The organism is Streptomyces sp. TLI_185, assembly GCF_003814765.1.
GTDB lineage: Bacteria > Actinomycetota > Actinomycetes > Streptomycetales > Streptomycetaceae > Streptomyces.
Genome location: NZ_RKRB01000001.1, coordinates 1,443,689 through 1,465,614 on the forward strand (window position 1 = coordinate 1,443,689; position 21,926 = coordinate 1,465,614).

Annotated in this window: 18 protein-coding genes; 6 read left to right on the top strand and 12 right to left on the bottom strand. The window is 70.6% G+C overall.

Annotated features, from left to right (window positions below):
• Window positions 1-18: 18 nt before the first annotated feature.
• The 4 genes from EDD92_RS06490 to EDD92_RS06505 form a co-directional block, all read right to left on the bottom strand.
• Window positions 19-1,158, bottom strand: a complete 1,140-nt coding sequence (locus EDD92_RS06490; RefSeq protein ID WP_123963414.1) for a SchA/CurD-like domain-containing protein — start codon at window positions 1,156-1,158, stop codon at window positions 19-21.
• A gap of 121 nt (window positions 1,159-1,279) precedes the next feature.
• Window positions 1,280-1,957, bottom strand: coding sequence for a class F sortase (locus EDD92_RS06495; protein ID WP_260326367.1), 678 nt, complete (start codon window positions 1,955-1,957; stop codon window positions 1,280-1,282).
• A gap of 118 nt (window positions 1,958-2,075) precedes the next feature.
• On the bottom strand, window positions 2,076-2,612 hold the full coding sequence (locus EDD92_RS06500) for a hypothetical protein (protein ID WP_123963415.1): 537 nt from the start codon (window positions 2,610-2,612) through the stop codon (window positions 2,076-2,078).
• Window positions 2,613-2,774: 162 nt separating this feature from the next.
• A complete protein-coding gene (locus EDD92_RS06505) occupies window positions 2,775-4,487 on the bottom strand; it encodes an FAD-dependent monooxygenase (RefSeq protein WP_123963416.1) in 1,713 nt (570 codons plus the stop codon).
• Between the two features lie 311 nt (window positions 4,488-4,798).
• Here EDD92_RS06505 and EDD92_RS06510 point away from each other — a divergent pair, with 311 nt between their 5' ends.
• A complete protein-coding gene (locus tag EDD92_RS06510; RefSeq protein WP_123963417.1) occupies window positions 4,799-5,026 on the top strand; it encodes a hypothetical protein in 228 nt (75 codons plus the stop codon).
• Here the strand turns inward: EDD92_RS06510 and EDD92_RS06515 are convergent.
• From EDD92_RS06515 to EDD92_RS49780, 3 genes are all read right to left on the bottom strand, one after another.
• The gene (locus EDD92_RS06515; protein WP_123963418.1) at window positions 5,023-6,285 is read right to left on the bottom strand and encodes an MFS transporter; all 1,263 of its coding nucleotides are present in this window, start codon (window positions 6,283-6,285) and stop codon (window positions 5,023-5,025) included. The two genes, EDD92_RS06510 and EDD92_RS06515, sit on opposite strands and share 4 nt — an antisense overlap.
• Before the next feature lie 129 nt (window positions 6,286-6,414).
• Window positions 6,415-8,241: an endo alpha-1,4 polygalactosaminidase gene (locus EDD92_RS06520; protein ID WP_123963419.1), complete on the bottom strand. Its 1,827-nt coding sequence runs from the start codon at window positions 8,239-8,241 to the stop codon at window positions 6,415-6,417.
• Window positions 8,242-8,282: 41 nt separating this feature from the next.
• Window positions 8,283-8,558 carry a hypothetical protein gene (locus tag EDD92_RS49780; protein WP_185123951.1) on the bottom strand — a complete coding sequence of 92 codons (276 nt, stop codon included), beginning with the start codon at window positions 8,556-8,558 and terminating at the stop codon, window positions 8,283-8,285.
• A gap of 672 nt (window positions 8,559-9,230) precedes the next feature.
• Between EDD92_RS49780 and EDD92_RS06535 the strand changes: the two genes are divergently transcribed.
• Genes EDD92_RS06535 through EDD92_RS06545 form a run of 3 tightly spaced genes read left to right on the top strand, consistent with a single transcriptional unit; the run spans window position 9,231 to window position 11,842 of the window.
• Window positions 9,231-10,580 (top strand): GH25 family lysozyme, encoded by a 1,350-nt coding sequence (locus tag EDD92_RS06535; RefSeq protein ID WP_123963421.1) that lies wholly within the window; start codon window positions 9,231-9,233, stop codon window positions 10,578-10,580.
• Between the two features lie 60 nt (window positions 10,581-10,640).
• Window positions 10,641-11,057 carry a hypothetical protein gene (locus EDD92_RS06540; protein WP_123963422.1) on the top strand — a complete coding sequence of 139 codons (417 nt, stop codon included), beginning with the start codon at window positions 10,641-10,643 and terminating at the stop codon, window positions 11,055-11,057.
• Window positions 11,058-11,092: 35 nt separating this feature from the next.
• The gene (locus EDD92_RS06545; RefSeq protein WP_123963423.1) at window positions 11,093-11,842 is read left to right on the top strand and encodes a D-Ala-D-Ala carboxypeptidase family metallohydrolase; all 750 of its coding nucleotides are present in this window, start codon (window positions 11,093-11,095) and stop codon (window positions 11,840-11,842) included.
• A 60-nt stretch (window positions 11,843-11,902) separates the two neighbouring features.
• Here the strand turns inward: EDD92_RS06545 and EDD92_RS06550 are convergent, their stop codons facing one another.
• A complete protein-coding gene (locus tag EDD92_RS06550; RefSeq protein WP_123963424.1) occupies window positions 11,903-12,901 on the bottom strand; it encodes a helix-turn-helix domain-containing protein in 999 nt (332 codons plus the stop codon).
• A 174-nt stretch (window positions 12,902-13,075) separates the two neighbouring features.
• Window positions 13,076-14,440, bottom strand: a complete 1,365-nt coding sequence (locus EDD92_RS06555; RefSeq protein ID WP_123963425.1) for an aminotransferase class I/II-fold pyridoxal phosphate-dependent enzyme — start codon at window positions 14,438-14,440, stop codon at window positions 13,076-13,078.
• 119 nt (window positions 14,441-14,559) lie between these two features.
• Between EDD92_RS06555 and EDD92_RS06560 the strand changes: the two genes are divergently transcribed.
• Both EDD92_RS06560 and EDD92_RS06565 read left to right on the top strand, forming a co-directional pair.
• A complete protein-coding gene (locus EDD92_RS06560) occupies window positions 14,560-15,051 on the top strand; it encodes a MarR family winged helix-turn-helix transcriptional regulator (protein WP_123963426.1) in 492 nt (163 codons plus the stop codon).
• Window positions 15,052-15,407: 356 nt separating this feature from the next.
• Window positions 15,408-17,906 (top strand): SpoIIE family protein phosphatase, encoded by a 2,499-nt coding sequence (locus EDD92_RS06565; protein WP_260326372.1) that lies wholly within the window; start codon window positions 15,408-15,410, stop codon window positions 17,904-17,906.
• 19 nt (window positions 17,907-17,925) lie between these two features.
• On the opposite strand, the gene EDD92_RS06570 is transcribed toward EDD92_RS06565, so the two are convergent.
• Genes EDD92_RS06570 through EDD92_RS06580 form a run of 3 tightly spaced genes read right to left on the bottom strand, consistent with a single transcriptional unit; the run spans window position 17,926 to window position 21,793 of the window.
• Complete coding sequence (locus EDD92_RS06570) at window positions 17,926-19,086, bottom strand: substrate-binding domain-containing protein (RefSeq protein WP_123963428.1); 1,161 nt, start codon at window positions 19,084-19,086, stop codon at window positions 17,926-17,928.
• A gap of 56 nt (window positions 19,087-19,142) precedes the next feature.
• Window positions 19,143-20,249: an ABC transporter permease gene (locus tag EDD92_RS06575; RefSeq protein ID WP_123963429.1), complete on the bottom strand. Its 1,107-nt coding sequence runs from the start codon at window positions 20,247-20,249 to the stop codon at window positions 19,143-19,145.
• The gene (locus EDD92_RS06580; protein WP_123963430.1) at window positions 20,246-21,793 is read right to left on the bottom strand and encodes a sugar ABC transporter ATP-binding protein; all 1,548 of its coding nucleotides are present in this window, start codon (window positions 21,791-21,793) and stop codon (window positions 20,246-20,248) included. The genes EDD92_RS06575 and EDD92_RS06580 overlap by 4 nt, the downstream gene beginning before the upstream one ends.
• Window positions 21,794-21,926: the final 133 nt, after the last annotated feature.

The window sequence follows — 21,926 nt, forward strand, 5'->3', positions numbered from 1 at the left end:
CGGCCGGCTGATGGCAGCTCAGGCCTCGGGCGAGCGGCGGTCGGTGACGAGGTCCATCCGGGCGCGCTCGATGCAGCGTGCGAACTCGCCGTGCCGGGGCGCGGACGCGTCGATGCGGAAGGTCGTCAGCTCGGCCAACTGGCCAGGGTCCTGAAGGCCGAGGGCAAGGGCGGGGTCGGCGGCCGCCAGTCCGCCGCGTACGTCGATCAGCCGTACGACGACGTCGTCGCGCTGGAAGATCGTGCTGCGCAGGATCGGGCTGCGCGGGTCGTCCGCGGCGGTCTCGTCCTGCCGGGCCAGCGCCTCGGCCAGGCGCATGCCGCGGCCGGGCCGGACCGGATAGGACAGGGCATGCCGCTCCTCCTGCGGGTCCTGCTGCTCCAGCGTCACGTGGTGGACGGCGGGCAGTGCGGCCCGGGTGAAGAAGACGCGGGCGGATTCGGGGTCGTCGAGGTCCCGGTCCTGCTCCAGATACGGGTTGATGGCCTCCTCGACGGCGCGCACCTCGGGCTGCCGGGCGACATGGCGCAGTGCGGCGAGCAGGTCACCGCGCACCTCGATGGCCCGGACCACCCGGTTGCCGTGCATGAACAGCGAGGTGCGGCACAGCCGGGTGGAGTCGTCGACCTTCGGCTCGGGCGAGGCGTAGTCGGCGAGGATCTTCGCGACCTTCTCCTCGCTGCCCGGCTTGACGGTGAAGGTGAGGGCGTGCCGGATCAGGCCGTCGCCGATCCTGGGCGACGCCTGGAGCCGGCGCTTGCTCTCCGCGTCGGGGGCCGGGCTGCCCGTCTCGCGGACGATGTGGAAGCGCAGCGACCTGGTGTCCCGGACGCAGCTGTGCAGCGGCTCCACCATCCGCACGTGCTCCTCGCTGTTGACCCAGGCGAGGAAGGGCGGGGCGCTCTCCCACTCGCTGGTGATGAGCCATTGCGAGGGGTTCTCGATGGACTGGCACAGCTGGTCGCTGACGTGTCCGGGGACGGATGCGACCTGGTTGCACAGGAGCTCGTACGCCTCCAGGAACTGCTGCTGGGCTCCGTCGTAGACGTCCACCAGCAGGACGACGCGGAGTCTGGAGCCGTCGAACACGGACTGGGAGACCCGGGGCGACACCTGTCGGGCCGGCGGACCGGAAACACGTTCGGACGTGGTGGTCATCCTGCGCACATCTCCTTCGCGGGGCGGAAGCGACGTCGGCCGCATTCGGCGGCGTCGACATTCCTCGATCGTGTGCCCGTGGCCCGAAGCGCGCGACTCGTATGGCCTACGCGGGTGATGCTCAGACGAGGTGGGCGAAGACCACCAGGTTGTCCGTGTAGTCCATGACCGACCGGTCGTAGTTGCCCGCGCAGGTGATGAGCCGCACCTGGGCCTGGGGCGTGTCGTCGTACACGCGGTCGCTGGGGAAGTCGTCCTTCTCGAAGGTCTCCACGCTGTCGACCCGGAAGGTCGCCGTGCGCCCGTCGGCGCGCAGGACGTAGAAGACATCGCCCTTGGCCAGCTGGCCGAGGTTGGCGAAGACGGCCGCGGACGTCTTGGTGTCGACGTGCCCGGCGATGACCGCCGTCCCCGTCTCTCCGGGGGCGGCCCCCTTGGTGTGCCAGCCGACGAGGTTGGTGTCGTCGCCGGGGGGAGGCTGCAGCTGACCGTTGGGGCCGAGGGAGAGGCCCGTGAAGGGGGCGTCGACCCAGATCTTCGGGATGCGCAGGCGCACGGGCCTCGACCGGGGCAGGTGCTTGCCCACCGGCTGCGCGGCGGAGTGCGGGACGGACGCAGCCTGCTGCGGCGCCGACGCCGCGGGCTGCGCGCGGGAGGCGTCGGCGGAGGTGTCGTGGCCGCTGATCATGCTCGCTGCCAGCACCAGGCAGGCGGCGGCGCACATCATCATCACCCCCGAGCGGGGGACTCCCGGTTCGGCGGGCGAGGCTTGGTCGTCGGAGGGAGGAGAAACTGCCATCGGAGAGCACCTCATTCAGGCACGGCGGCAGAGCTGACGGGGCGGGCGGCGCGCGAGCCGCGGCCGCCGCACGGGGCTCGGGTGACGGCCGCGGCTGCGCTATTGCATCGGGCACGGGTCAGGCCGTGCCCACGGCCGGCTTCTTGCGCCGCACCGCGTACAGCCCAGTGGCAACGACCCCCAGCACCGCCAGCCCTCCCGCGGTCGCGGTCGGCGCGGCAAGCGCCCCGCCGCCGGTGTGCATGCCGCCCCTGGGCTTCTCGTGGTCGCCGCCGCCCCAGGAGTCCTTGCCCCGGCCGCCGCCCTCGTCGTCACGGCCCTCGTGGTCGTGGTCACTGCCCCACGAGTCGTCCCGGTAGGTGTCCGGATCCGTCTTCGAGTCCCGCGGGCCGCCCCAGTCGCCGTCGTCGTTCACCGCGGTCAGCGCACCACCACCGGTGTGCACGCCACCGCGCGGTTCCTCGTGCCTGGACTCCTTGCCGTGTTCCTTTCCGTGCTCCTTGCCGTGCTCTTTCCCGTGCTCCTTCCCGTGCTCCTTGCCGTGCGAAGAACCGTCGTGATCCCAGTCGCCACCGCTTGCGAACGCACCGGGCGCACCGATGGCGAGGACGGCGGAAGCCGCCGCTGTGGCCAGAAAAATGCGAGCAGAACGCATAGGAACGTCCTTCCGCCAAGGCCCGGCAGCTGGTACTTCATCAGCTGACTTGACCGGACCCCGACGTGAACCACCGTCAGTCAGTCGTCACCTCACCACCAGTCGGGACGATCACCTGGGTGACGGGCCCAGGGGCTCGGGCAGGGGTGCCGCCGCCGGTGATCAAGCCAGTGCGAGCACGGTCTTCAGGACCTGCCGCAGCACCGATTCGGCGTCCGGGTCCGGGCCGGGCGACCGCCATGCGACGAACCCGTCGGGCCGCACGAGCACGGCGCCCCCCACTGTGATGCCGTGCCGCTCGGTCCACTGCGCCTCCCCTTCCGGCACCAGTTCGGCCCCGGGTCCGCTGCCCACTCGGTACGACCGGATCGGCACCGACAGCTCCACGGCGAGGCGGCCGGCCGCCCGGTGCCATCCGCTCGGGTCGCGGGCGTCGCTGAGCAGGACCAGGGACCGTTCGTAGAGGTCGAGGGTGGAGATCCGTTCGGCCCCGTGCCGCACCCACAGGTGGGGCGCCCTGCTGCCGGGCTCGCCGGTCAGTTCGAGGTTCTCCGGAACGACCGCGGCCGCGGGGTCGGTGCCGACGACGGCGCCCTGCCGGTAGCGGTAGCCGAGGGCGACGTTGAGGATGCCGCGCCGGGGGCCGCCGGCGCCGGCGTCGGGCGGCGGGGTGAATCCGGGGTGGCTGTGCTCGGCCGACCGGTCGGCGGCCCGGGCGCTGGTCGCCTCCGCCACGGGGCGGCGTTCGGCGTCGTAGGAGTCCAGCAGGCCCTCCCCGGCCCAGCCGCCGAGCACCGCGGCCAGCTTCCAGGCGAGGTTGTGCGCGTCCTGGATTCCCGTGTTGGAGCCGAAGGCCCCGGTGGGTGACATCTCGTGGGCCGAGTCCCCGGCCAGGAAGACCCGTCCGGACCGGTAGCCGCGGGCGACGCGCTGGGCGGCGTGCCAGGGGGCCCGGCCGGTGATCTCCACGTCGAGGTCCGGCACGCCGACCGCGCGGCGGATGTGCTCGATGCACCGCTGGTCGGTGAACTCCTCCAGCGTCTCTCCGTGTTCGGGGTGCCAGGGGGCGTGGAAGACCCAGTTCTCACGGTTGTCCACCGGGAGCAGCGCGCCGTCGGCGGCCGGGTCGGTGAGGTAGCAGACGATGAAGCGGCGGTCGCCGACGACGTCCGCGAGGCGGCGGGAGCGGAAGGTGACGCTGACGTTGTGGAACAGGTCGCCGGGCCCGCTGTGGCCGATGCCGAGCTGCTCGCGGACGGGGCTGCGGGGACCGTCGGCGGCGACGAGGTAGTCCGCGCGGACGGTGCTGTGCTCACCCGTCTCCCGGCTCTTGACCACCGCGGTGACACCGGTCGGGTCGCTCTCGAACGACATCAGTTCGGTGGCGAAGCGCAGGTCGCCGCCGAGCGCCGCGGCCTGCTCGAGCAGAACCGGCTCCAGGTCGTTCTGGCTGCACAGACACCAGGCGCCGGGGCTGAAGCGGGCCAGTCCGCCGCCGGGGTCGATCTCCCGGAACAGCCACTCGCCCGCGTCGCCCACCAAAGTGGGTGTCTGCAGGATGCCGTGGTTGTCGGCCAGGATGGCGGCGGCCTCATGGATCGCCGGCTCGACGCCCGCGACACGGAACAGTTCCATCGTGCGGATGTTGTTGCCGCGGCCGCGGGGGTGGATGGAGGTGCCGGTGTGACGCTCCACCAGCAGGTGGCGCACTCCGAGCCGCCCGAGGAACAACGAGGTCGACAGGCCGACCAGAGAGCCCCCGACGATGAGCACCGGGACCCTGTGGGTGTGCTGGCCGGCCTGATCGGCTCGTTCGTACGTCACGCTCGCCTCCCGCGCATGGTGCCCCGCCGTCCGGCCGGGATCCTCATGCATGCCCCGGGAAGCGGACGGCACCGCAGGCTTCACCCCCCTGTCACCCGGTGGGCAGGCCAAAGGGCGGGGAAGGCGGGGAGTGAGTAGGACGAGCGGCGATCCGGCAAGGACAACACGCCGGATCGGGCCGATGAGCGATGGCCCGAACGGGCGACCCGCCGTCGTGAGCGCTACAGGCTCCCAGCGGGGCGGTCGAGTCCGTTGCACAGGTCCGGCGCGCGCCGCCGGGCGGAGAGAGCGGGACCGGAAGAGGGCGAAGGCCGGTCGTAGCACTCCACGGCGGTGGCGTTCCGGCCCAGGTGCCGGTGGATGTGGCCGAGGCAGTCCCAGGTGTGGGCCCGGCCGCTGAGGTCGCCCGTCGCCTGGACGAGCGCCTGCGCTCGTCGGCAGTGGTCGAGCGCCTGGCACAGCTCGCCGAGTTCGGCGAGGTGTCGGCCGATGTCGTTGAGGGCGACCGCCTGGCCGCCGCGGTCATGGCACCGATCGTCGCTCCGCGACGGCGGCGCGGCCCACCGCAGCGCCGGTCGACCTTCCGCTAGGCGGTATCGGCCGTTGCGGTGCTCGGGACGTGCGTACCGGTGCTGCCGAACCGGATGCCCTTGGCCTCCTTGCCGACGGCGCTCAGGACGATCACCACCGCAAGGGCGGGCACCACGGTCCACGACATCGCCGCCGGATAGCCGTGCCGCTCGGCGATGGCCTCCTGGATCGGCAGGTTGAGGGCGGCGATCAGATTGCCCAACTGGTAGGTGACGCCCGGGTAGAAGCCCCGGATCGCATCCGGGCTCATCTCCGTCAGGTGCGCGGGGATGACACCCCAGGCGCCCTGTACGCACACCTGCATCAGGAAGGAGGAGAGCATCAGCCAGCCCACGGCGGTGGACAGCACGAAGAAGGGCACCACGGCCAGACCCGCGGCAGCCGCGACCATGATCGTGCGACGGCGGCCCAGCCTCTCGGAGTAGGCGCCGAGCACCATGCCTCCGATGATGGCGCCGATGTTGTAGACCACGGCGATGGCGATCGCGGTGTCCGGGGACAGACCGAGGCCCTTCTTGACGAAGGTCGGGTAGACGTCCTGGGTGCCGTGCGACATCCAGTTGAAGGCGGTCATCAGCGCGACCAGATAGACGAAGCGCTTGAGCACCGCCGGGTTCTTGAACACCTGGTAGGCGGGGGTGCGGTTGAGCGCCACGCTCTTCTCCCACACCTCGCTCTCCTCCACCCGGGTACGCACCCACAGAGCGACCAGGGCGGGCACCAGACTGAAGGCGAACAACCCCCTCCAGCCGAAGGCGGGTTCGATACCGAAGAAGGCCACGGCGGCGAGCAGGTATCCCAGTGAGTAACCGCTCTGCAGCAGCCCCGACCAGAAACCGCGCCGCTCGGCCGGGATCTTCTCCATGGCCAGCGCCGCACCCAGGCCCCACTCGCCGCCCATGCCGATGCCGTACAGCAGGCGCAGCACCAGCAGCACGGCGTAGTTGGGCGCGAAGGCGCAGGCGAACCCGACGACCGAGTAGAAGCAGACGTCGACCATCAGCGGGAGCCGTCGGCCCTTGCGGTCCGCCCACATGCCGAAGAGCAGGGCACCCACCGGGCGCATCACCAGGGTGGCGGTGGTGAGGAAGGCCATGTCGGTGAGGGAGACATGGAAGTCGTCGGCGATCTCGCTGTAGACGAGGACCACCAGGAAGTAGTCGAAGGCGTCCATCGCCCAGCCCAGGTAGGCGGCGACAAATGCGTTGCGCTGATCTTTCGTGAGACCCGATGCCTGCTCGCGGACGGTCTTCAGCATGCCTGCCCTTCCCACGGTTTCGCAGGTGAGGCTAGGTCCGGGCGGCGAAGCGGGCAACGCAAGCACAGGCAAAGCACGAACCACAATTCCCCAAAACCGACGCCCGGTTCACGTGGGACGGACCGGGCGTCAGCAGGTCTGACGGACGTAGCCGTCGGCCCCCTTGGGCATGACCGACTCGTCACGCCGCACGATGCTCAGTGTGCCGCCCCAACTGGTGCACGCTTTCGCCATGCCCTTCGCCGTGTACTCGACGACGAGCACGTTGCCGCCGAACGCCTCGGCGAACTCTCCGCACTCGTTCCACTCGGCGCACTCCTCGGCCACGGCGAAGTCGAGGCCCACGGACGCACGGTCGGACAGGAGCTCAGCGGTGTTCTTCTGGGCGATGGCCAGGCCCTTGTCGTGGGCGTGGACCGACAGCAGCTTCATCAACGCCTCGGCCTGGCCGGGCTTGAGGTAGGTCGGGAAGCGCGTGAAGGCGTCGTAGTTGTCGGGCTCCACGGCCTTGTACCCCCTGGCCGCACACTCGTCGATCCAGCCGTTCAGCTTGGCGGCGATGCGCTGCCGCTTGGCGGCCGTGCGGATGTCCAGGATCGCCTCGCCCCACTCCTTGTCATGGACGACGTCTCCCTTGGCGTCGCGCAGCAGCAGGTCGGAGGCCCAGTCGTGCTCCTCGCCCTTCTGCGCCTGGAAGGCGTTGATGTTGCAGATGTTGTAGACGCCCGGCGCGGGCTCGCTGTCGTGGTCGCGGCTCACGACTCGCGCACCGGCCGCCAGGGGGTAGGCGCCGCCGATCTGGTAGTCCCACTGCACATGCTTCGGCGGCAGGGTCACCGTGGCGGCGGGACCGGTCGAGGGCGAGGCGGACGCGGAGGTATCCGGGGACGGGGAGGCGTCGTCGTGGTGCGGCCCGAGTCCCACCGCGGCGATGCTCACCCCGGTGACCGCCAGGGCAGCGGCGAGGCCGATGAGGACGCGCCGCCGCCGGCGTCCGTGACCGGTCCGGGTCCCGGCCGCTTCCGTCCTTCCCTCGACGGCGGCAGGGCCCGGCACGACGGGGTGGGTGAGGGAGGTACGACGGTCGGCTTCCGCGGAGTCGGACACTCCCGGTGCGACCGGCACGACCGAGACGACGGCCGGCACATCGGAATCCGGCAACTCCTGGAGCATACGGCGCAGTTCGTCGAGGCCGGGCCGCGCGGCCGGGTTCTTGTCCAGGCACCGCTCGGCGATGCTCCGGAGCGGTTCGGCGACACCGTTCAGGTCCGGGGCCTCGTGCATCACCTGATAGCCCGTCAAGTACGGGCTGCTGCCGTCGAACGGACGGTTTCCGGTGGCCGCGTACACCAGCACGGACCCCAACGAGAAGACGTCCGAGGCCCCGGTGACCTCGCGCGGGGCGGCGAACTGCTCCGGAGACATGAAGGGCGGGGTGCCGATCAACCGGCCGGTCATGGTGAGGGCCTCGTTGTCGACGGCGTACGAGATACCGAAGTCGATGACGCGGGGCCCGTCCTCGGCCATCAGGACGTTGCTCGGCTTCAGATCGCGGTGCACCATGCCCACCCGGTGAATGTCCCGCAACGCCTCGACCAGCCCCAGCGCGAGCACCCGCAAGGCCCGTCCCCGCAGCGGGCCGTCCTTGGCCACGGTGTTCGACAGCGTGCGGCCCGGGACGTACAGCGTCGCCATCCACGGCTGTTCCGCGTCCGGATCGGCGTCCACGACCGGTGCGGTGAACGCGCCGCTCACCCGGCGGGCCGCCGCGACCTCCTGCCGGAAGCGCGTCCGGAACTCCTCGTCCTGCGCGTACGGCGCGTGCACGACCTTGACCGCGACCTGCCGACCCGAGTCCGAGCGCCCCAGATAGACGATCCCCATGCCGCCACTACCGAGCCGGTCGACCAGCGCGTAGCCGCCTATGGACTCCGGATCGCCGAGGCTCAGCGACATCGCGGGTCACCTTTCCCATGTGCCGTGCTTCGAAAAGCTGTTCAAGTGCATCCGAAGATCAGACTAGTACTGAGACGGCTGGGTCCGGTGTGCAACCTCGATGCAAAGGGAGGGAGCAGGGAGCTCTCGATCCGCGGCATCAAGGAGTACTCGCCCCGCACGAAGATCATGGCGGTGGGGCAGAGCGCGGCAATCTCCTGGGCGTCGTGTCCGGCGCCGGAGAGCAGGGAGATGTGTTCCAGGCCGTGGTCGTCGGCTGCCTGCGCAACGACCTTCTGCACGCCCTCGTCGAAGGGAACGTAGGGCGTCGTTGCCATCCGGCGCGTGGTCAGTGTCAGGCCCGGGCGGCTGCCCTCCAGTCGGTGAGCAGCGCGCGTCCGCGGTGCCGGCCGCGAGCGCACGTCGTCGGGTCACCGGCGCCGGGGCTGGGCCGGGCGAGTATGACGATCAGCGGCCCACGGACACCGAGCGCGGCCACGGAATGGGTCAGCGGGCTGTCGGCCAGTGCTCGGAGTGCGGGTTCGCGGCTGTTCCCTCGGTGCTCAGCGGTACGACGACCGAGGCCGGCCCAAGTCCCAATGCCGTACGGCGCTTCTCCGGTCCCCGGCCGGTGAGCACCGCGAGCAGACACAGCGAGACGCCCGAACCACGGCAGCATGCGAGGGGAGGAATGGTTGTCGGACAGACGATCAGAGTCCGATGCCGCGCATCATCGGTCCAGCGAATGTTTCCGACCTGTACCCATCGGAGACGCCGACCGTTCAGAGGTCCGCGAAGGTACCGGTCGGCACACCGCCTCCCCCATCGCTCTCCCTCCGGCGCCCGTGTCCCAAGTTCATCCCAGCCGTATTCCGTCACCGCAGGTCACGGGCGCGTGGCTGTCCCCGCGTCCCAATGCGGGACAGGGGGATCCGGCCTTCGAACCACCGCTGCCAGCATGATCTGCGCCGGGGGTTCCGGTCACTCACCAGCAAGAGGGGGAACACCAGATGGGACAGAGGACGACGCTTCTGCGGGGACTGACCCTCGCCGCAGCAGCGGTCCTGCCTTTGTACGGGCCAACGGCGGTGCAGGCGGCGGAGTCCGCCGTCACCGCGGTCGCGGTCTGCGGGCACACGAGCGCACAGCCCACGCTGCAGCGGGGATCGACGGGGAGCTCGGCGGTCGAGGCACAGTGCGAACTCAACCTGGCGACGAAGCCGAGCCGCTACACACCGATCGCGGCGGACGGCTCGTTCGGGCCGGCGACGGAGACACGGGTCAAGGAGTTCCAGCGGTGCGCCGGGCTGGGCGTGGACGGCGTGCTCGGCCCGCAGACCTGGGCTGCGCTGAACACCTGGGCCGCCCAACCGCACACGTGCGCCACCCAGGGCACGTCGGGTACGGCGCAGTCGACCGTGTGCGGCCACACCGGCACACGTCCGACGCTGCGTCGAGGGGCGACGGGCAGCGAGGTCAAGGAAGTTCAGTGCCGGCTGAACCTGGCCATGGAACCGTTCCACTACCCGCCGCTGACCATCGACGGTGACTTCGGCGGCGGAACCGAGGCCCGGGTCATCGAGCTCCAGAACTGCGCCGGCCTCAGTGCCGACGGCGTCGTGGGCCCCAACACCTGGGCCAGACTGGTGGATTGGTCCAGCCGCAACACGTACTGCACGCCCCCGCGGCCCGCCGGCTATCCGATCGACGGCCTGGACACGGCCAAGTACCAGCACCCCGGCGGCGCGCCGATCGACTGGAAGGCCGTCCGGGCCTCGGGTGTCGAGTTCGCGACCGTCAAGGCCACCAGGGGCACGAACGTCACCGACGAATACCTCGCCACCGACCTCGAGGCGGCCAGGACGGCGGGGCTGGCCGTCGCGCCCTACCACTTCTACACGGGCACCTCACCCGACACGGGTGCCGCGCAGGCCGACCGGTTCATCGCCGCGGTGCGGGCGACCGGCTACACCGGGCAGCGTGCCGGTGACCTGCCGCCGGTCTTCGACCTGGAACGCATGGACGACGGCAGTGGCCGCTGTCCCACCTACGGCACGGTGGACGACACCAAGGCATGGCTCGACAAGGTCGAAGCTGCCTTCGGCCGCACGCCGATCATCTACACCCAGAAGTCCTTCCTGGACGACTGCCTGGGGTCGACCACCGCCTTCGCCCGCTATCCGCTGCAACTCGCGGACTACCGCCAGTCGATCAGCCAGCCGCCGCTGCCGAACGGCTCGACGACCTGGGCGATGTGGCAGTACACCGACGCCGCGCTGTTCCCGGGCATCAAAGCACCGGCGACCGCGGACGTGTTCAACGGCACCCAGGACGATCTGGACCGTCTGGCCAACCGCTGATCCGCCGGAAACAGGAGAGCCCGACCGCTTTCTGCCCCCCCCTCACCACCGGAGACCACCATGGCCCGCAAAAGGGTGTTCGCCTCTGCGCTGTTCACCGCGGCCGCACTGCTGGGAGCGGGCGCCGCGCCGGCCTCGGCCCAGCCCTCGGCCGCCGCCGTCAGCTGCTACGGCGGCGCCAGGACGCTGACGTACCACTACCAGGCGGCCGCCAAGGAGTACGGCACCTACACCGCGTCCTCGCGGTGCAACGACATCAACATCCGGCTCATCACGGACGAGCCGGGGGTGTACCTGGACGCCTGTGTGGTGTTCGTCGACCACACCAGCAAGTGCAACAACGACGACGCGTACACCACACACGGAACCGAGTGGGGGACCGTCGCGACCGACGTCAAGGACGGCACCCACTTCGTTCTGCGCGTGCACGCCTATGACACCGACGCGCAGAACGTCACGTTCCAGATCGCCTACTGACCTCTCCCGCACCACCGTTCCCCGAAAGGGCAATCATGGCTTCCTCCTTCCGGCCCCTCAACCGCCGCGCCATGCTGCGTGGCACGCTGGCCGCCGGTGCCGGCGTCGCGTTCGGGCAGCTGCTGTTCTCGGGCACCGCACAGGCCTATGCGTGGTCGCGCACCCTGACACAGGGCGACAGCGGCGCCGACGTGACCGAGCTGCAGATCAGAATCGCGGGGTGGGCGGCGGACAGCGCCGGCCACAGCCGGGTCGGCATCGACGGGGACTTCGGCCCCGGCACGGCGGCGGCCGTACGGCGGTTCCAGACGGCGTACGGCCTCAGCGCCGACGCCAGCGCAGGACCCAACACCCAGGCGAAGCTCAACGCGCTGGAGCAGACGGACGGCTCCACGCTCCACTTCAACTGGAGCGAGTTCGTGGACCAGTCGAGCGGCACCTTCGACGGCGGCAAACTGAGCGCGTCACAGGTGAAGGAGAACGTCCGCCGCTGTATGTACAAGCTGGAGGCGCTGCGCAAGAAGCTGGGCGACAAGCCGATCACGGTCAACTCCGGCTTCCGCAGCATCGCGCACAACGCCGACATCGGCGGGGCCACCGACAGCATGCACCTGTACGGCACCGCCGCCGACCTCGACGTGCCCGGCGTGGCCAACAAGACCGTCTATCAGAAGGCGGAGACCTGCGGGTTCTCCGGGCTGGAGAGGTACACCGTCGACCACCAGCACGTCGACAGCCGGGCCGATCTCGGGCGCGACTGGTGGTGGGAGAGCGGCACGATCTGACGCCGCCGCGGGATCCGGGGTCCTCGGGTACCGCGGAGGAGTATCCGAGGACCCCGGCGTTCAGCTCTTCGGTGTGTCCTTCAACGCCGCCTGGCAGGAGGGCCAGTCGTGGAAGTCGTGCCGGACACTCCACAGCCGGTGAGCCGCCTTGATGTTCCAGTCCGGGTCGAACGCCCGGCGCGGTGTGCCGTCGAGGTCCCGCAGGCGGGCGTCGGAGATCTGGAACACGCCCCAGTTGCGGCTGCCGTTGGTGTTGGGCAGCACCCACAGCGGGTCGAGGAACGACGCACAGCGGGCGATGGCCACGGCGGTGTCGGGATCCTCGACGAACACCTCCCGGATCCGCTTCGTCACCTCGGCCGGCGACCAGGTCGTCATGCTCACCTTCTGCGCATAGAGCGCCTTCTTGGTGTCCTCGTCGACCACGCCTCGGGCCGTCACCCCTGCCAGCACCTGGAACGCGGTCACTCTGCGCAGGGTCTCCGGCCCGAAGTCCCCGTCGACGGCGAGTCTGCCCTTGGCCCGCACCAACAGGTTCTGGACCTCGCGCACGCACTCGTCGTGCTCCCCCATGCTCACCGTTGCGCACGCCGGGGACTCCAGCACCTTGTCCTTGGCCGCCGGCTCACCGGCCGGGCCACTGCCGGGCAGCCACACGAAGCCGGCCACCAGTACCACCGCGGCGACGGCGGCCAGTACCGCCACACGGGAGGACAGCTTCTCGGGCATCCGGGACCGTCGCGGCTCGTCGGTCCCGTCGGGGGTGATCTCCGGCGGGCTGTTCTCCTCGGCGGTCGCAGCCGGCACGTCCCGCTCGGTGTCCGCCAGCGCCCACAGCCGGTGCAGTTCGCGGAGCTCCTCCGCACTGGCGCCGCACACCTTGGCGAAGGCGTGCACCACCCGGTAGTCCGTGGGGACGCTGAGGCCGGAGCAGTACCGATGCAGACTGGAACCACTGACGCCGGCCTCCTTGCCGAGGCGGTCGTAGCCCCGACCGCTGCGGTCCTTCAGCATCCGAAGGCAGGCGGCGAACTTTTCGGCATGCGGAGAGGCAACCACACATCCACCCTTGCTCAAGCCTCTACTGACGGGTAGAAGCTACACGGTGTGAAGGTAATGTGTACGCCCTTTCACGTCCGAATGCGACCGTCAACTTCCTTTCCAATAACGGCATTTGACAAAGAGTCAACCGGCTGGCCACGGGCGGGTGCGGTCAGGGATCCGGCGCGGTGGTCAGCGGGACCGGGTCAGCTGCTCGACCCGGTTGTGCAGGTGCTCGACGTGGTCTTCGGACTCCGGCTTCATCAGGACGCTGCGGAGGATCCTGGCGGCGTCGGCGTCGGCTGTGATCTTGGGATGGCGGGCGGTGAACGCCTCGCGGCCGGCTTTGAAGGTGCTGACGTACACGGGATCGGGGGCCGTCATGCCGTCCGCCAGGATGCGCGCGGACGTCGCGTCGATGCCGCTGAGGGTCGCGGGATCGACGGCGGGGAAGTAGGTGACGATGTCCAACTGGGGCTGCTGGTAGAGCTCCAGAAGGTCTGATGTCTCGATCAGGTCCGCCCACTTCAGGGCTGCTCGGCGGCCGGCCGCCAGGACCCGGCCGAGGCCGTCGGGAGTGGGCGGCAGGAGCTGGAAGGTGAGCCACAGGGCGGCCGCGGAGGCGCCGGCGCGGGAGCATTCCAGGCTGATCTCGCCGAGGTGCAGCTCGGCGGAGGTGAAGTAGGTGTACGGCGAGTCATGGAGGTAGAAGCGGCCCACCTCGGGGTCGCGGAAGAGGACGGCTCCGCAGCCGTAGGGCTGCAGGCCGTGCTTGTGGGGGTCGACGACGACCGAGTCGGCGCGTGCGATGGCCCGCCAGGGCTCGGGCGGCAGCCCCTCGATGCCGCCCGCTCCGGCCAGGAGCGTGAAGAAGCCGCCGTACGCGGCATCGACGTGGACGCGGACGCCGTACCGCTCGGCCAGGGGCAGGATGTCGTGAACGGGGTCGACGGCGCCCAGTCCGGTGGTGCCGGTGGTGACGACGACGGTGCCCACCTGACCGGTGCGCAGTACGCCCTCCAGCGCTTCGAGGTCCATCCGTCCCTGGCTGTCGGTGCGGACGGGGTGGCTCGTCATGCCCAGGACGTGACACATGCGGCCGTGGGTGTAGTGGGCGTCGGCGCTGTGGGCGATGCCGCGGCCGGGGTGCAGTTCGCGGGCGACGAAGAGGGCTTCGAGGTTGGCGATCGTGCCGCTGGTGGTGAGGTGGCCGAGGTGGGTGTCGTAACCGAACATCGCGGCGAGCTGCGCGACGACCTCCCGTTCCATCGCGGCGGTGGCGGGGCCGCCGTCCAGGGCGTGGTTGTTGGGGTTGATCAGCATGGCGGTGAGGTAGCCGACCACCGCCGCGGGGTGCGGGGGCTTGAGCATCTGGCCCGCGTAGTGCGGGTGGAAGAAGGGGTAGTTGTCCTTCAGCCTCTCGGTGAACCCTGCGAAGACCGACGCGAAGCGGTCGTCGTCCACCTGCAGGGACGGGTGGCGCTGGTAGGGACCGAAGGCTTCGGTCCAGTCCTGTATCGCGTGAGTGGCTCGGCCGAGCCAGTGCTGCAGGTCCACGTGGATCTCCCTCTCGCTCGCGGTGTTGAGCTCACTCTGAGAATTTAGCTGAGCAGTCAGCAATTGACTAGTCAGTGATTGAGACAGCAGTAGGTGAGGAGGCAGTAAAATCGACGGTGATGAACCCGACGCCGCCACCCAGCGACGAAGTCGCAGCCCGTGCCGCCAACAGCCGGCTTGTGCGCGACTTCGGCCTGCTGATCAAGTCCGCCACGCGCCTGGAACAGCGCATCGACAGCGCGCTGCGGCAGGAGTGCGGGATCAGCCACACCATGCTTGAGGTGCTGATCCGTCTCTGCCGCCGGCCCGGCGAGGAGGTCTCCCAGCGGCAGCTGGCCGACGACCTCACCCTCACCAGCAGCGGCACCACCCGCCTGATCGACCGCATGGAGGACGCCGGCCTGGTCCGTCGCGTGCCGTCCGCCGAGGACCGGCGGGTGGCCCTGGTGGAACCGACCCCCGAAGGACGTACGGCGTTCGTACGGGCGGCGGCCGTCCACGCGCAGGTGGTGGAGAAGTACTTCGTCAAACCGCTGACAGCCGACGACTACACGCAGCTGACCGGAGCACTGGGCGAGATCGACAAGGCCCTTCGCGAAGACAACGGTTGAGACACACGCCAGGCAGGCTCCGGACGGCCCGCCGACCCGGCACCGGGTGGGTCAGGAGAGGACTACGTCCAGCGTTTCCAGGAGGTTCTGCTCGACCCCTGAGGGCGAGCACACACGGCTCGGTTTTTGCACTACGGGCCGCATCCAGCACTCCGTCAGGACACGCAGCCAACGCCCGCCCCCGAGGTGCCGGCCGCCCCAACCGTGCGAGCACGCCCGCACAGGTGGTGAGAGGAGGTGGGGACAAAATCGGCTCACCCATACCGGCCCGACATCCATCCACAGAGAGGTGCGAATAACCCTAAACTGGGAAAAGCACTCCATGGATGATCGAGGGCAGCGTGTCGGCCAACGGTATGGCATCGAGCTCATACCCGCTCAGCGCCGCGGGTGTCGGCGAAGCGCCCGAGCGCGACGACGCGTTGGTGAGGGCCGTGGTCCATGCCGTGGAGGTCACCGGAGCACATACCGGAAGCGTGTTCCTGCTCTCCGGCGACCATCGCTCGCTTGTCGTGGCCGCGTCCTGCGGGACACCGCCCTCCCTGCTCAGCGGGTGGCGTCGGATCCCGGTCAACAGCCGGATGCCAGTGGCGGAGGCGTGCCGCTCCGGGCGCATGGTCCACCTGGCCGGCGCGGAGGAGACGATGCGGCGCTTCCCCCAACTCTCGATCGCCCTGCCCTACCCGTTCGGCTCTGCCTCGGTCCCCGTACGGGCGGGCGAGCGGACCTTCGGCGCCATCGCCGTGGTGTGGACGCCCAGGCCGGACGGGACCGGACTGTCGAGGGCGCAGCGCGGGCAGTTGCGCTCCGCCGCCGACCGGCTGGGCACCGCCCTCGCCGGACTGCGGGCCCGCGGCACGCTCGGTGAGTACGACGAGCGGACGGCTCCGGTACTGGTCCCGCTGCCGTCCGCTCCGGCGATCCGGGTGGGCCTGTTCGACTGGAACCTCGACACCGGAGCCCTCACTGCCGACGACGAGCTGTGCGCGATCTTCGGGATTGCGCCCCGCGCGTTCGACGGTCGCGCGGCCACACTGGCGGCCTACATCGAGCCGGCGGATCTGCCCGGTTTCGGGTCCGCCGCCCGCGCCGCGGTCGAGGAGGGACACCTACTGGCGCACCGCCTACGCATCCTGGACGGCCGTGGTGGACACCGCGTCGTCGAGCTGTGGGGCCGGGTACCGGAGAGCCCCGACGACTCGGAGGCCTCTTGTCACCTGGTCGGCGCCGTGCTGGACTCCGGGAGCGGCATGGCCGCCGTGGCGGCGATCGAGCGGCTCGCGGACGGTTTCTTCGCGCTCTCTCCCGACGGACGCCTCGCCTACGCCAACCACAGCCTGGAGGATCTGCTCCGGGTCCGCCAGGACGAACTGCTCGGCCGGCGCCCCTGGGACATCCTGCCTTGGCTGGCCGATCCCGTGTACGAGGACCGCTACCGGGCCGCCGCCGTCTCCCAGCAGCCGGTCTCCTTCCTGGTCCGCCGCCCGCCGGACGAGTGGCTGGTCTTCTCCCTCCACCCGGGCGCTCAGGGCATGACGGGATGGGTCTCACGAGTGCGGCAGCCCGTACCGGCCGGCACCGTACCCGGTGCACCGGTCACCGGGGAGGGGCCGCCCATCTCCTCGGCGCCTCCGCCCGCGGCCCCCCGCGTGGGTTCCCTCTACCGGGTGCTCACGCTGGGCAGCGCCCTCACCGAGGCGGCCACCGCGGACGAGGTGTTCGATGCCGTCGCCGACCAGTTGCTGCCGGCGTTCGGCGGCCAGAAGCTCGCGATCGCCGTGGTGGAGGAACGGCGCCTGCACCTGCTCGCTCAGCGCGGCTACTCGAAACGCTTTCTCGCCCGGTTCGAAGGCACCCCGCTGCACGCCCGGCTGCCCGTGACGGACGCGCTGACCTCCGGGGTCCCGCTCTTCTTCGAGTCCCGGGAGCAGCTCCTCGAGAGCTACCCCGGGCTCATGGTGGGTCACACCAACTCCTGGGCGTTCCTGCCGCTGATCGCCTCGAACCAGCCGGTCGGCGCCTGCATCCTCGGCTTCGACGACATCCACCGGTTCCCCGACGAGGAGCGCGGAGTCCTCACCGCGCTGGGCGGCCTGATCGGCCAGGCGCTGGAACGCGCCAGACTCTACGACACCGAATTCGCCCTCGCCCGCGGCCTGCAGGACGCGCTGCTGCCGCACCGGCTGCCCACTGTGCCGGGGCTGCACGTCACCGGGCGTTACCTTCCGGGCACCAGGGGGATGGACATCGGCGGCGACTGGTACGACGTCATCCCCACCGGCGACGAAGTCGCACTGATCGTCGGGGACGTCGAGGGGCACAACGTCCCCGCCGCGGCCGCCATGGGCCAACTGCGCAGCGCCATGCGGGCATTCGTCGCCGCCGGCCACCGACCGAGCGACGTCGCCGCCGGCACCAACCGGCTCCACATGGACCTCGACCCGGTGCTCCTCGCCAGCTGCTGCTACGCCCAGTTCCATCCCCGCTCGGGGATCGTGCGCATCGTCCGCGCGGGCCATCTCCCGCCCCTGCTGCGCCTGCCCGACGGGCACACCAAGATCCTGGATGTGCCCGGCGGCCCGCTGCTCGGCATCGACGCGACGGCACGCTTTCCGGAGTCGGAGCTGCGTCTCGCTCCCGGGTCGGTCCTGGCCCTCTATACGGACGGGTTGATCGAGAGGCGCGACTCGGACATCGGCTCCGACGTCGAGCGACTCCGGGGGGCGCTGGCCCGGCTCGGCGGGGGCGGCCTGGACGATCTGGCCGACGGGCTGCTGCGGGATGCCTGCCACGCTTCCCCCGACAGGGCGGACGACATCGCGCTCCTGCTCACCGAGTACGCGCCGCCACGTTGACCGGTCCCCGCCGCCAGTGTCACGTGCCCCAGATCTTCCGGTACGCCTCCCGGTATCCCGCCGGATCCCAGGTCGTGGCGCCGTGGCTGTTGTCGGCCGTGCTGATGTGGACGGGGGCCACATAACCGCTGGCCGGGCGGCCGGAGAAGGCGCGGTTGAACTCGTCGACGATCTGCCAGCCCTGCAGGGACAGCGGCTCTGGCACGGTGGCCGCCTGGTACTGCTTGCTGTTGATGCGCTGGAAGGCGGAGGGGTCGCCGTCGCCGGCGCCGATGTTGAAGGGCGGGCCGGAACCCTTCTTGCCGGCCGCGCGGAACGCCGGGGCGGCATCGGCGAAGTACAGGTCGTTGATGGCGACGGAGTGGGTCCACCTCCCCTGGAAGCGGGAGAGCAGTGAGGAGATCTCCCGGGGCGTGCGGCTGCCGGCATCCGGGATCGGGATGTTCTCGTACGCCAGCAGCTTCACTCCCGCGCAGGTGGCCAGCTCCTTCCTGATCAGGTCGGACTTGTACTTGGCGAAGGGGATCGAGGCATCGGTGAAGACCACGGCCCCGGCTGTGCCGTCGGAGCTCGAGATGACCCACTGCGCACTGGCTCTGGCCACGTCCTCGACTTTGGTGGTGACGTTGGTGAAGAGCCTGGGGCGCCGGCTGGGGCCGGGGGAAGCGACCGCGTGCCAGCCGATGAGCGGGATGCCTGCCGCGTTCGCACGCGCCACCTGCTGCGAGGTCGAGCCCGGGTCGAAGCCCCCGATGACGATGCCCGAGGGTCTGACGTCCACGGCCTCGCTCATCGCCGCCTGGATGCCGGCGGGGGTGCCGCCACCGTCGATCACCCGGACGTGCCAGCCGATGACGCGCGCGGCTTTCCGCACGCTGTCCGCGGCGCCCGCGACTCCGGGATTGGTCATGGTCTGGGCGACGTAGACGATGGTCTTGCCGGCCACCGCGGTGGGACCGCTGGTCGGTCCGTTCCAGGGGATGTCGGTCCGCTCAGCCCGGCTGACGGCGGCCTGGGCCCTGGTCTGGGCCGCGGGGCAGCCGCTCGGACCCGAGGTGGAGTGCGCCGGGCCGCTCGACGAGCCGCGTTCACAGCCGGCCAGCACGAAGACCGCGACCACCAGGGCGGTGGCAGTCGACCGCGCGTTGCGGACGGTGGGGGTGTTGCGGTTGCGGTGCACGGAAGCTCCTTGCGGAGGATGCCGCCCGGGCACTCCGGCGGTGCCCGCGGCGTGGGTCATGGAGGGCTGCCCGGCGTGCCGTCGTCCTGTGTCACGGCGGGCGAATCGCGGGCGACGACCGCGCCGGTGCGCAGTCGGCGACGAGCGGAGTAGCCGGCCAGTCCGACGGCGAGGAGCAGGGTGCCGCCGTAGAACAACGGGACCGTCCAGAAATCGCCGCCCATCTGGGCGATGCCGGTGAGGCCGACGGCGAGGACGGCGACGGCGACGAGGGTGCCCAGGGCGTTGGGGCGCCCGGGTTTGATGGCGGTGGAGCCGAGGAGGGCCCCGACGAACGCGGGCAGCAGGTAGTCGAGGCCGACACTGGGATTGCCGATCTGCTGCTGGGCCGCGAGCAGCACTCCGTCGAAGCCGACGATCAGTCCCGACGCGGCGAAGGCGTAGACGGTGTACTTGCGGGTCGGGATGCCGACCAGGTCGGCGGCGCGCGGGTTCGACCCGACGACGTGCAGGTACCTGCCGAGCGGCAGCCGCTCCAGAACCACCCAGAGGGCGACCGTGAGCGCGAGCACGTAAAAGGCGGGAACCGGCAGGCCGAGGAACGTCGAGTCGTAGATGTCGGTGAAGGCGGCCGGGAGGCCTTGCGGGCCGGGGACGATCCGGCCGCCGCCGGTGACCCATCCGGTCACCGCGTACATCATGCTGCCGGTTCCGAGCGTGGCGATGAACGAGTCGATCCGTCCGAATTCGACGACGACACCGTTGAGGACGCCCACGACGCCCCCTCCGGCGATCACCGTGAGGCAGGCAAGCGGCCAGGGCCACCCGTCGGCCACGACGAGCTGCATCACCATGACGTGCGCCAGGCCGAGACCGTAGCCGATGGAGAGGTCGAACGCGCCGGTCACGATGGGGACCATCGCGGCGAGCGCGAGGACGGCCGGGATCGACTGGTTGGACAGGATCGAGTCGACGGTGTCCCGGGTGGGAAAGGTACGCGGCAGGGTGAGGGAGAAGATCAGGAAGAGCAGGGCGGTGAGGGTCAGGAGGCCGTAGGCGCCGATGAGTTGCCCGCTCCGGCCGTGCGGTCGGGCGAGTCGCCTCGGTGAGCCCGGGCGACGCGGCCGTGGCGGGGGCGCAGCCGGAGAGGGGGAGCCGGTCACGGATTCGCCGCGGTTCCGGAGGAGGGCAGGGCCGAAGCCGCCCGCGTGAGCTCGGTGACCGTGAGGGCCGGGCCGGTCAGCTCGGCCGTCACGGATCCGCGGACGAAGACCAGGGCGCGCCGGCACACGCCCGCGACCTCCTCGAAGTCGCTGGAGACGAGGAGGACCGCGAGGCCGGCAGCGAGCGCCTCGTCGAGCAGGCGGTGGATCGCGGCTTTGGCACCGATGTCCACGCTCGCCGTCGGATCCTCGAGGATCAGCAGGCGCAGGGCCAGCCGCAGCCACCGGCCGATCATGACCTTCTGCTGGTTCCCCCCGGACAGGGTGACGATGGCGGCCTCGCTGTCGTGGGGACGCACCGAGAACCGTTCGATCAGGGTGCCGGCCTCGGCGCGTTCGCGGCGGGGGCTGAGCCAGCACAGCGCCGACATGCCTCCCGCCCGGGGGTTGGCCAGGAGGTTCTCCCGTACGGTCAGCTCGGCGAGGCACCCCTCCCGCTGTCTGTCACCGGGTACGAGGGCGACACCCCGTCCGACGGCTTCCGCGACCGTACGGGGATGGTACGGGCGACCGCCGAGAAGGGCCCGTCCGCCGAGGAGGGGCCGGGCGCCCGCGAGGGCTCGGGCGAGGCCCATGTGCCCGGCGCCCGTGAGGCCGACCAGGCCGAGGACTTCGCCCCGCCTGAGCTCCAGACTCACCGGTCCCGCGTCGGGGGTGCGCACCCCGTCCAGGGTCAGGACGGCCGGGCCGTCGGCCGGGGTGGTGGCGGGGCGGTGATCGGTCGGCCCCTCGCCGGTGATGGCGCGCACCAGGCGGGCAGGAGTGTGGCCCGCCAACGAGCCGTGGCTGACCAGGCGGCCGTCGCGCAGCACGGCGAAGGTGTCGGCGACCTCGTACACCTCGTCCAGGCGATGGCTGACGTAGAGGATGCCGTGCCCCCGGTCGCGCAGGGAGTGCAGCACCCGGAACAGCCGGGTGCAGTCCGCGGCGGGCAGGCGGGCGGTCGGCTCGTCGAGGACGATGAGTCTCGCCCGTGCCGCCAGGGCTCGTGCGACGGCGACAAGCGAACGCTCGGCCGGGGCGAGGCGGGAGATCGGCGTGTCGGGGTCGAGATGTCCGGCGACGACCCGCAGGGCCTCGGTGCAGTGTTCTCGGGTGAGCCGCCAGGAGATCAGTCCGGCGCGGCGTGGATACCCGGTGCTCAGAGCGATGTTCTCGGCTACCGTCATCCACTCCACCAGGCCGAGATCCTGATGGATGAAGGACATGTGCCGGGAAGCGGCGTGACTCCCGAGCGGGTGCCCGGCCACGGTGACCTGCCCCGAGTCTGCGTGGTGGACGCCGGCGAGCACCTTGATGAGCGTGGACTTCCCGGCTCCGTTGGGACCGAGGAGGGCGAGGACGCTGCCGGCGTGGACATCGAGGTCGACCCCGGCGAGCGCGAGGGTTCCCCCGAAGCGCTTGGCAAGTCCGCGGACACGGACCAGAGGTTCCGCCCCGAAGGGCGGGACCGCATGCGCAGAGGTGTCGTGGGCCTCGTGCACCGACCTCTCCGGAGTTGGACCTGCCGTGTTCTTCCCGATGTACATCAGTGACATTAGCGGCACATGTCGCACATTTTCTGACATCTGGCCGCTCTCTCTGACCCCAACGGAGCAGCGAATCGCCGGGGTCGGC

Excerpts from the sequence above, each read along its gene's own strand:
- EDD92_RS06535 (WP_123963421.1), top strand. The coding sequence starts at position 9,231 with ATGGGACAGAGGACGACGCTTCTGCGGGGACTGACCCTCGCCGCAGCA.
- EDD92_RS06505 (WP_123963416.1), bottom strand. The coding sequence starts at position 4,487 with ATGCATGAGGATCCCGGCCGGACGGCGGGGCACCATGCGCGGGAGGCG.
- EDD92_RS06520 (WP_123963419.1), bottom strand. The coding sequence starts at position 8,241 with ATGTCGCTGAGCCTCGGCGATCCGGAGTCCATAGGCGGCTACGCGCTG.
- EDD92_RS06500 (WP_123963415.1), bottom strand. The coding sequence starts at position 2,612 with ATGCGTTCTGCTCGCATTTTTCTGGCCACAGCGGCGGCTTCCGCCGTC.
- EDD92_RS06545 (WP_123963423.1), top strand. The coding sequence starts at position 11,093 with ATGGCTTCCTCCTTCCGGCCCCTCAACCGCCGCGCCATGCTGCGTGGC.
- EDD92_RS06540 (WP_123963422.1), top strand. The coding sequence starts at position 10,641 with ATGGCCCGCAAAAGGGTGTTCGCCTCTGCGCTGTTCACCGCGGCCGCA.
- EDD92_RS06560 (WP_123963426.1), top strand. The coding sequence starts at position 14,560 with ATGAACCCGACGCCGCCACCCAGCGACGAAGTCGCAGCCCGTGCCGCC.
- EDD92_RS06565 (WP_260326372.1), top strand. The coding sequence starts at position 15,408 with ATGGCATCGAGCTCATACCCGCTCAGCGCCGCGGGTGTCGGCGAAGCG.
- EDD92_RS06495 (WP_260326367.1), bottom strand. The coding sequence starts at position 1,957 with ATGGCAGTTTCTCCTCCCTCCGACGACCAAGCCTCGCCCGCCGAACCG.
- EDD92_RS06490 (WP_123963414.1), bottom strand. The coding sequence starts at position 1,158 with ATGACCACCACGTCCGAACGTGTTTCCGGTCCGCCGGCCCGACAGGTG.
- EDD92_RS06515 (WP_123963418.1), bottom strand. The coding sequence starts at position 6,285 with ATGCTGAAGACCGTCCGCGAGCAGGCATCGGGTCTCACGAAAGATCAG.
- EDD92_RS49780 (WP_185123951.1), bottom strand. The coding sequence starts at position 8,558 with ATGGCAACGACGCCCTACGTTCCCTTCGACGAGGGCGTGCAGAAGGTC.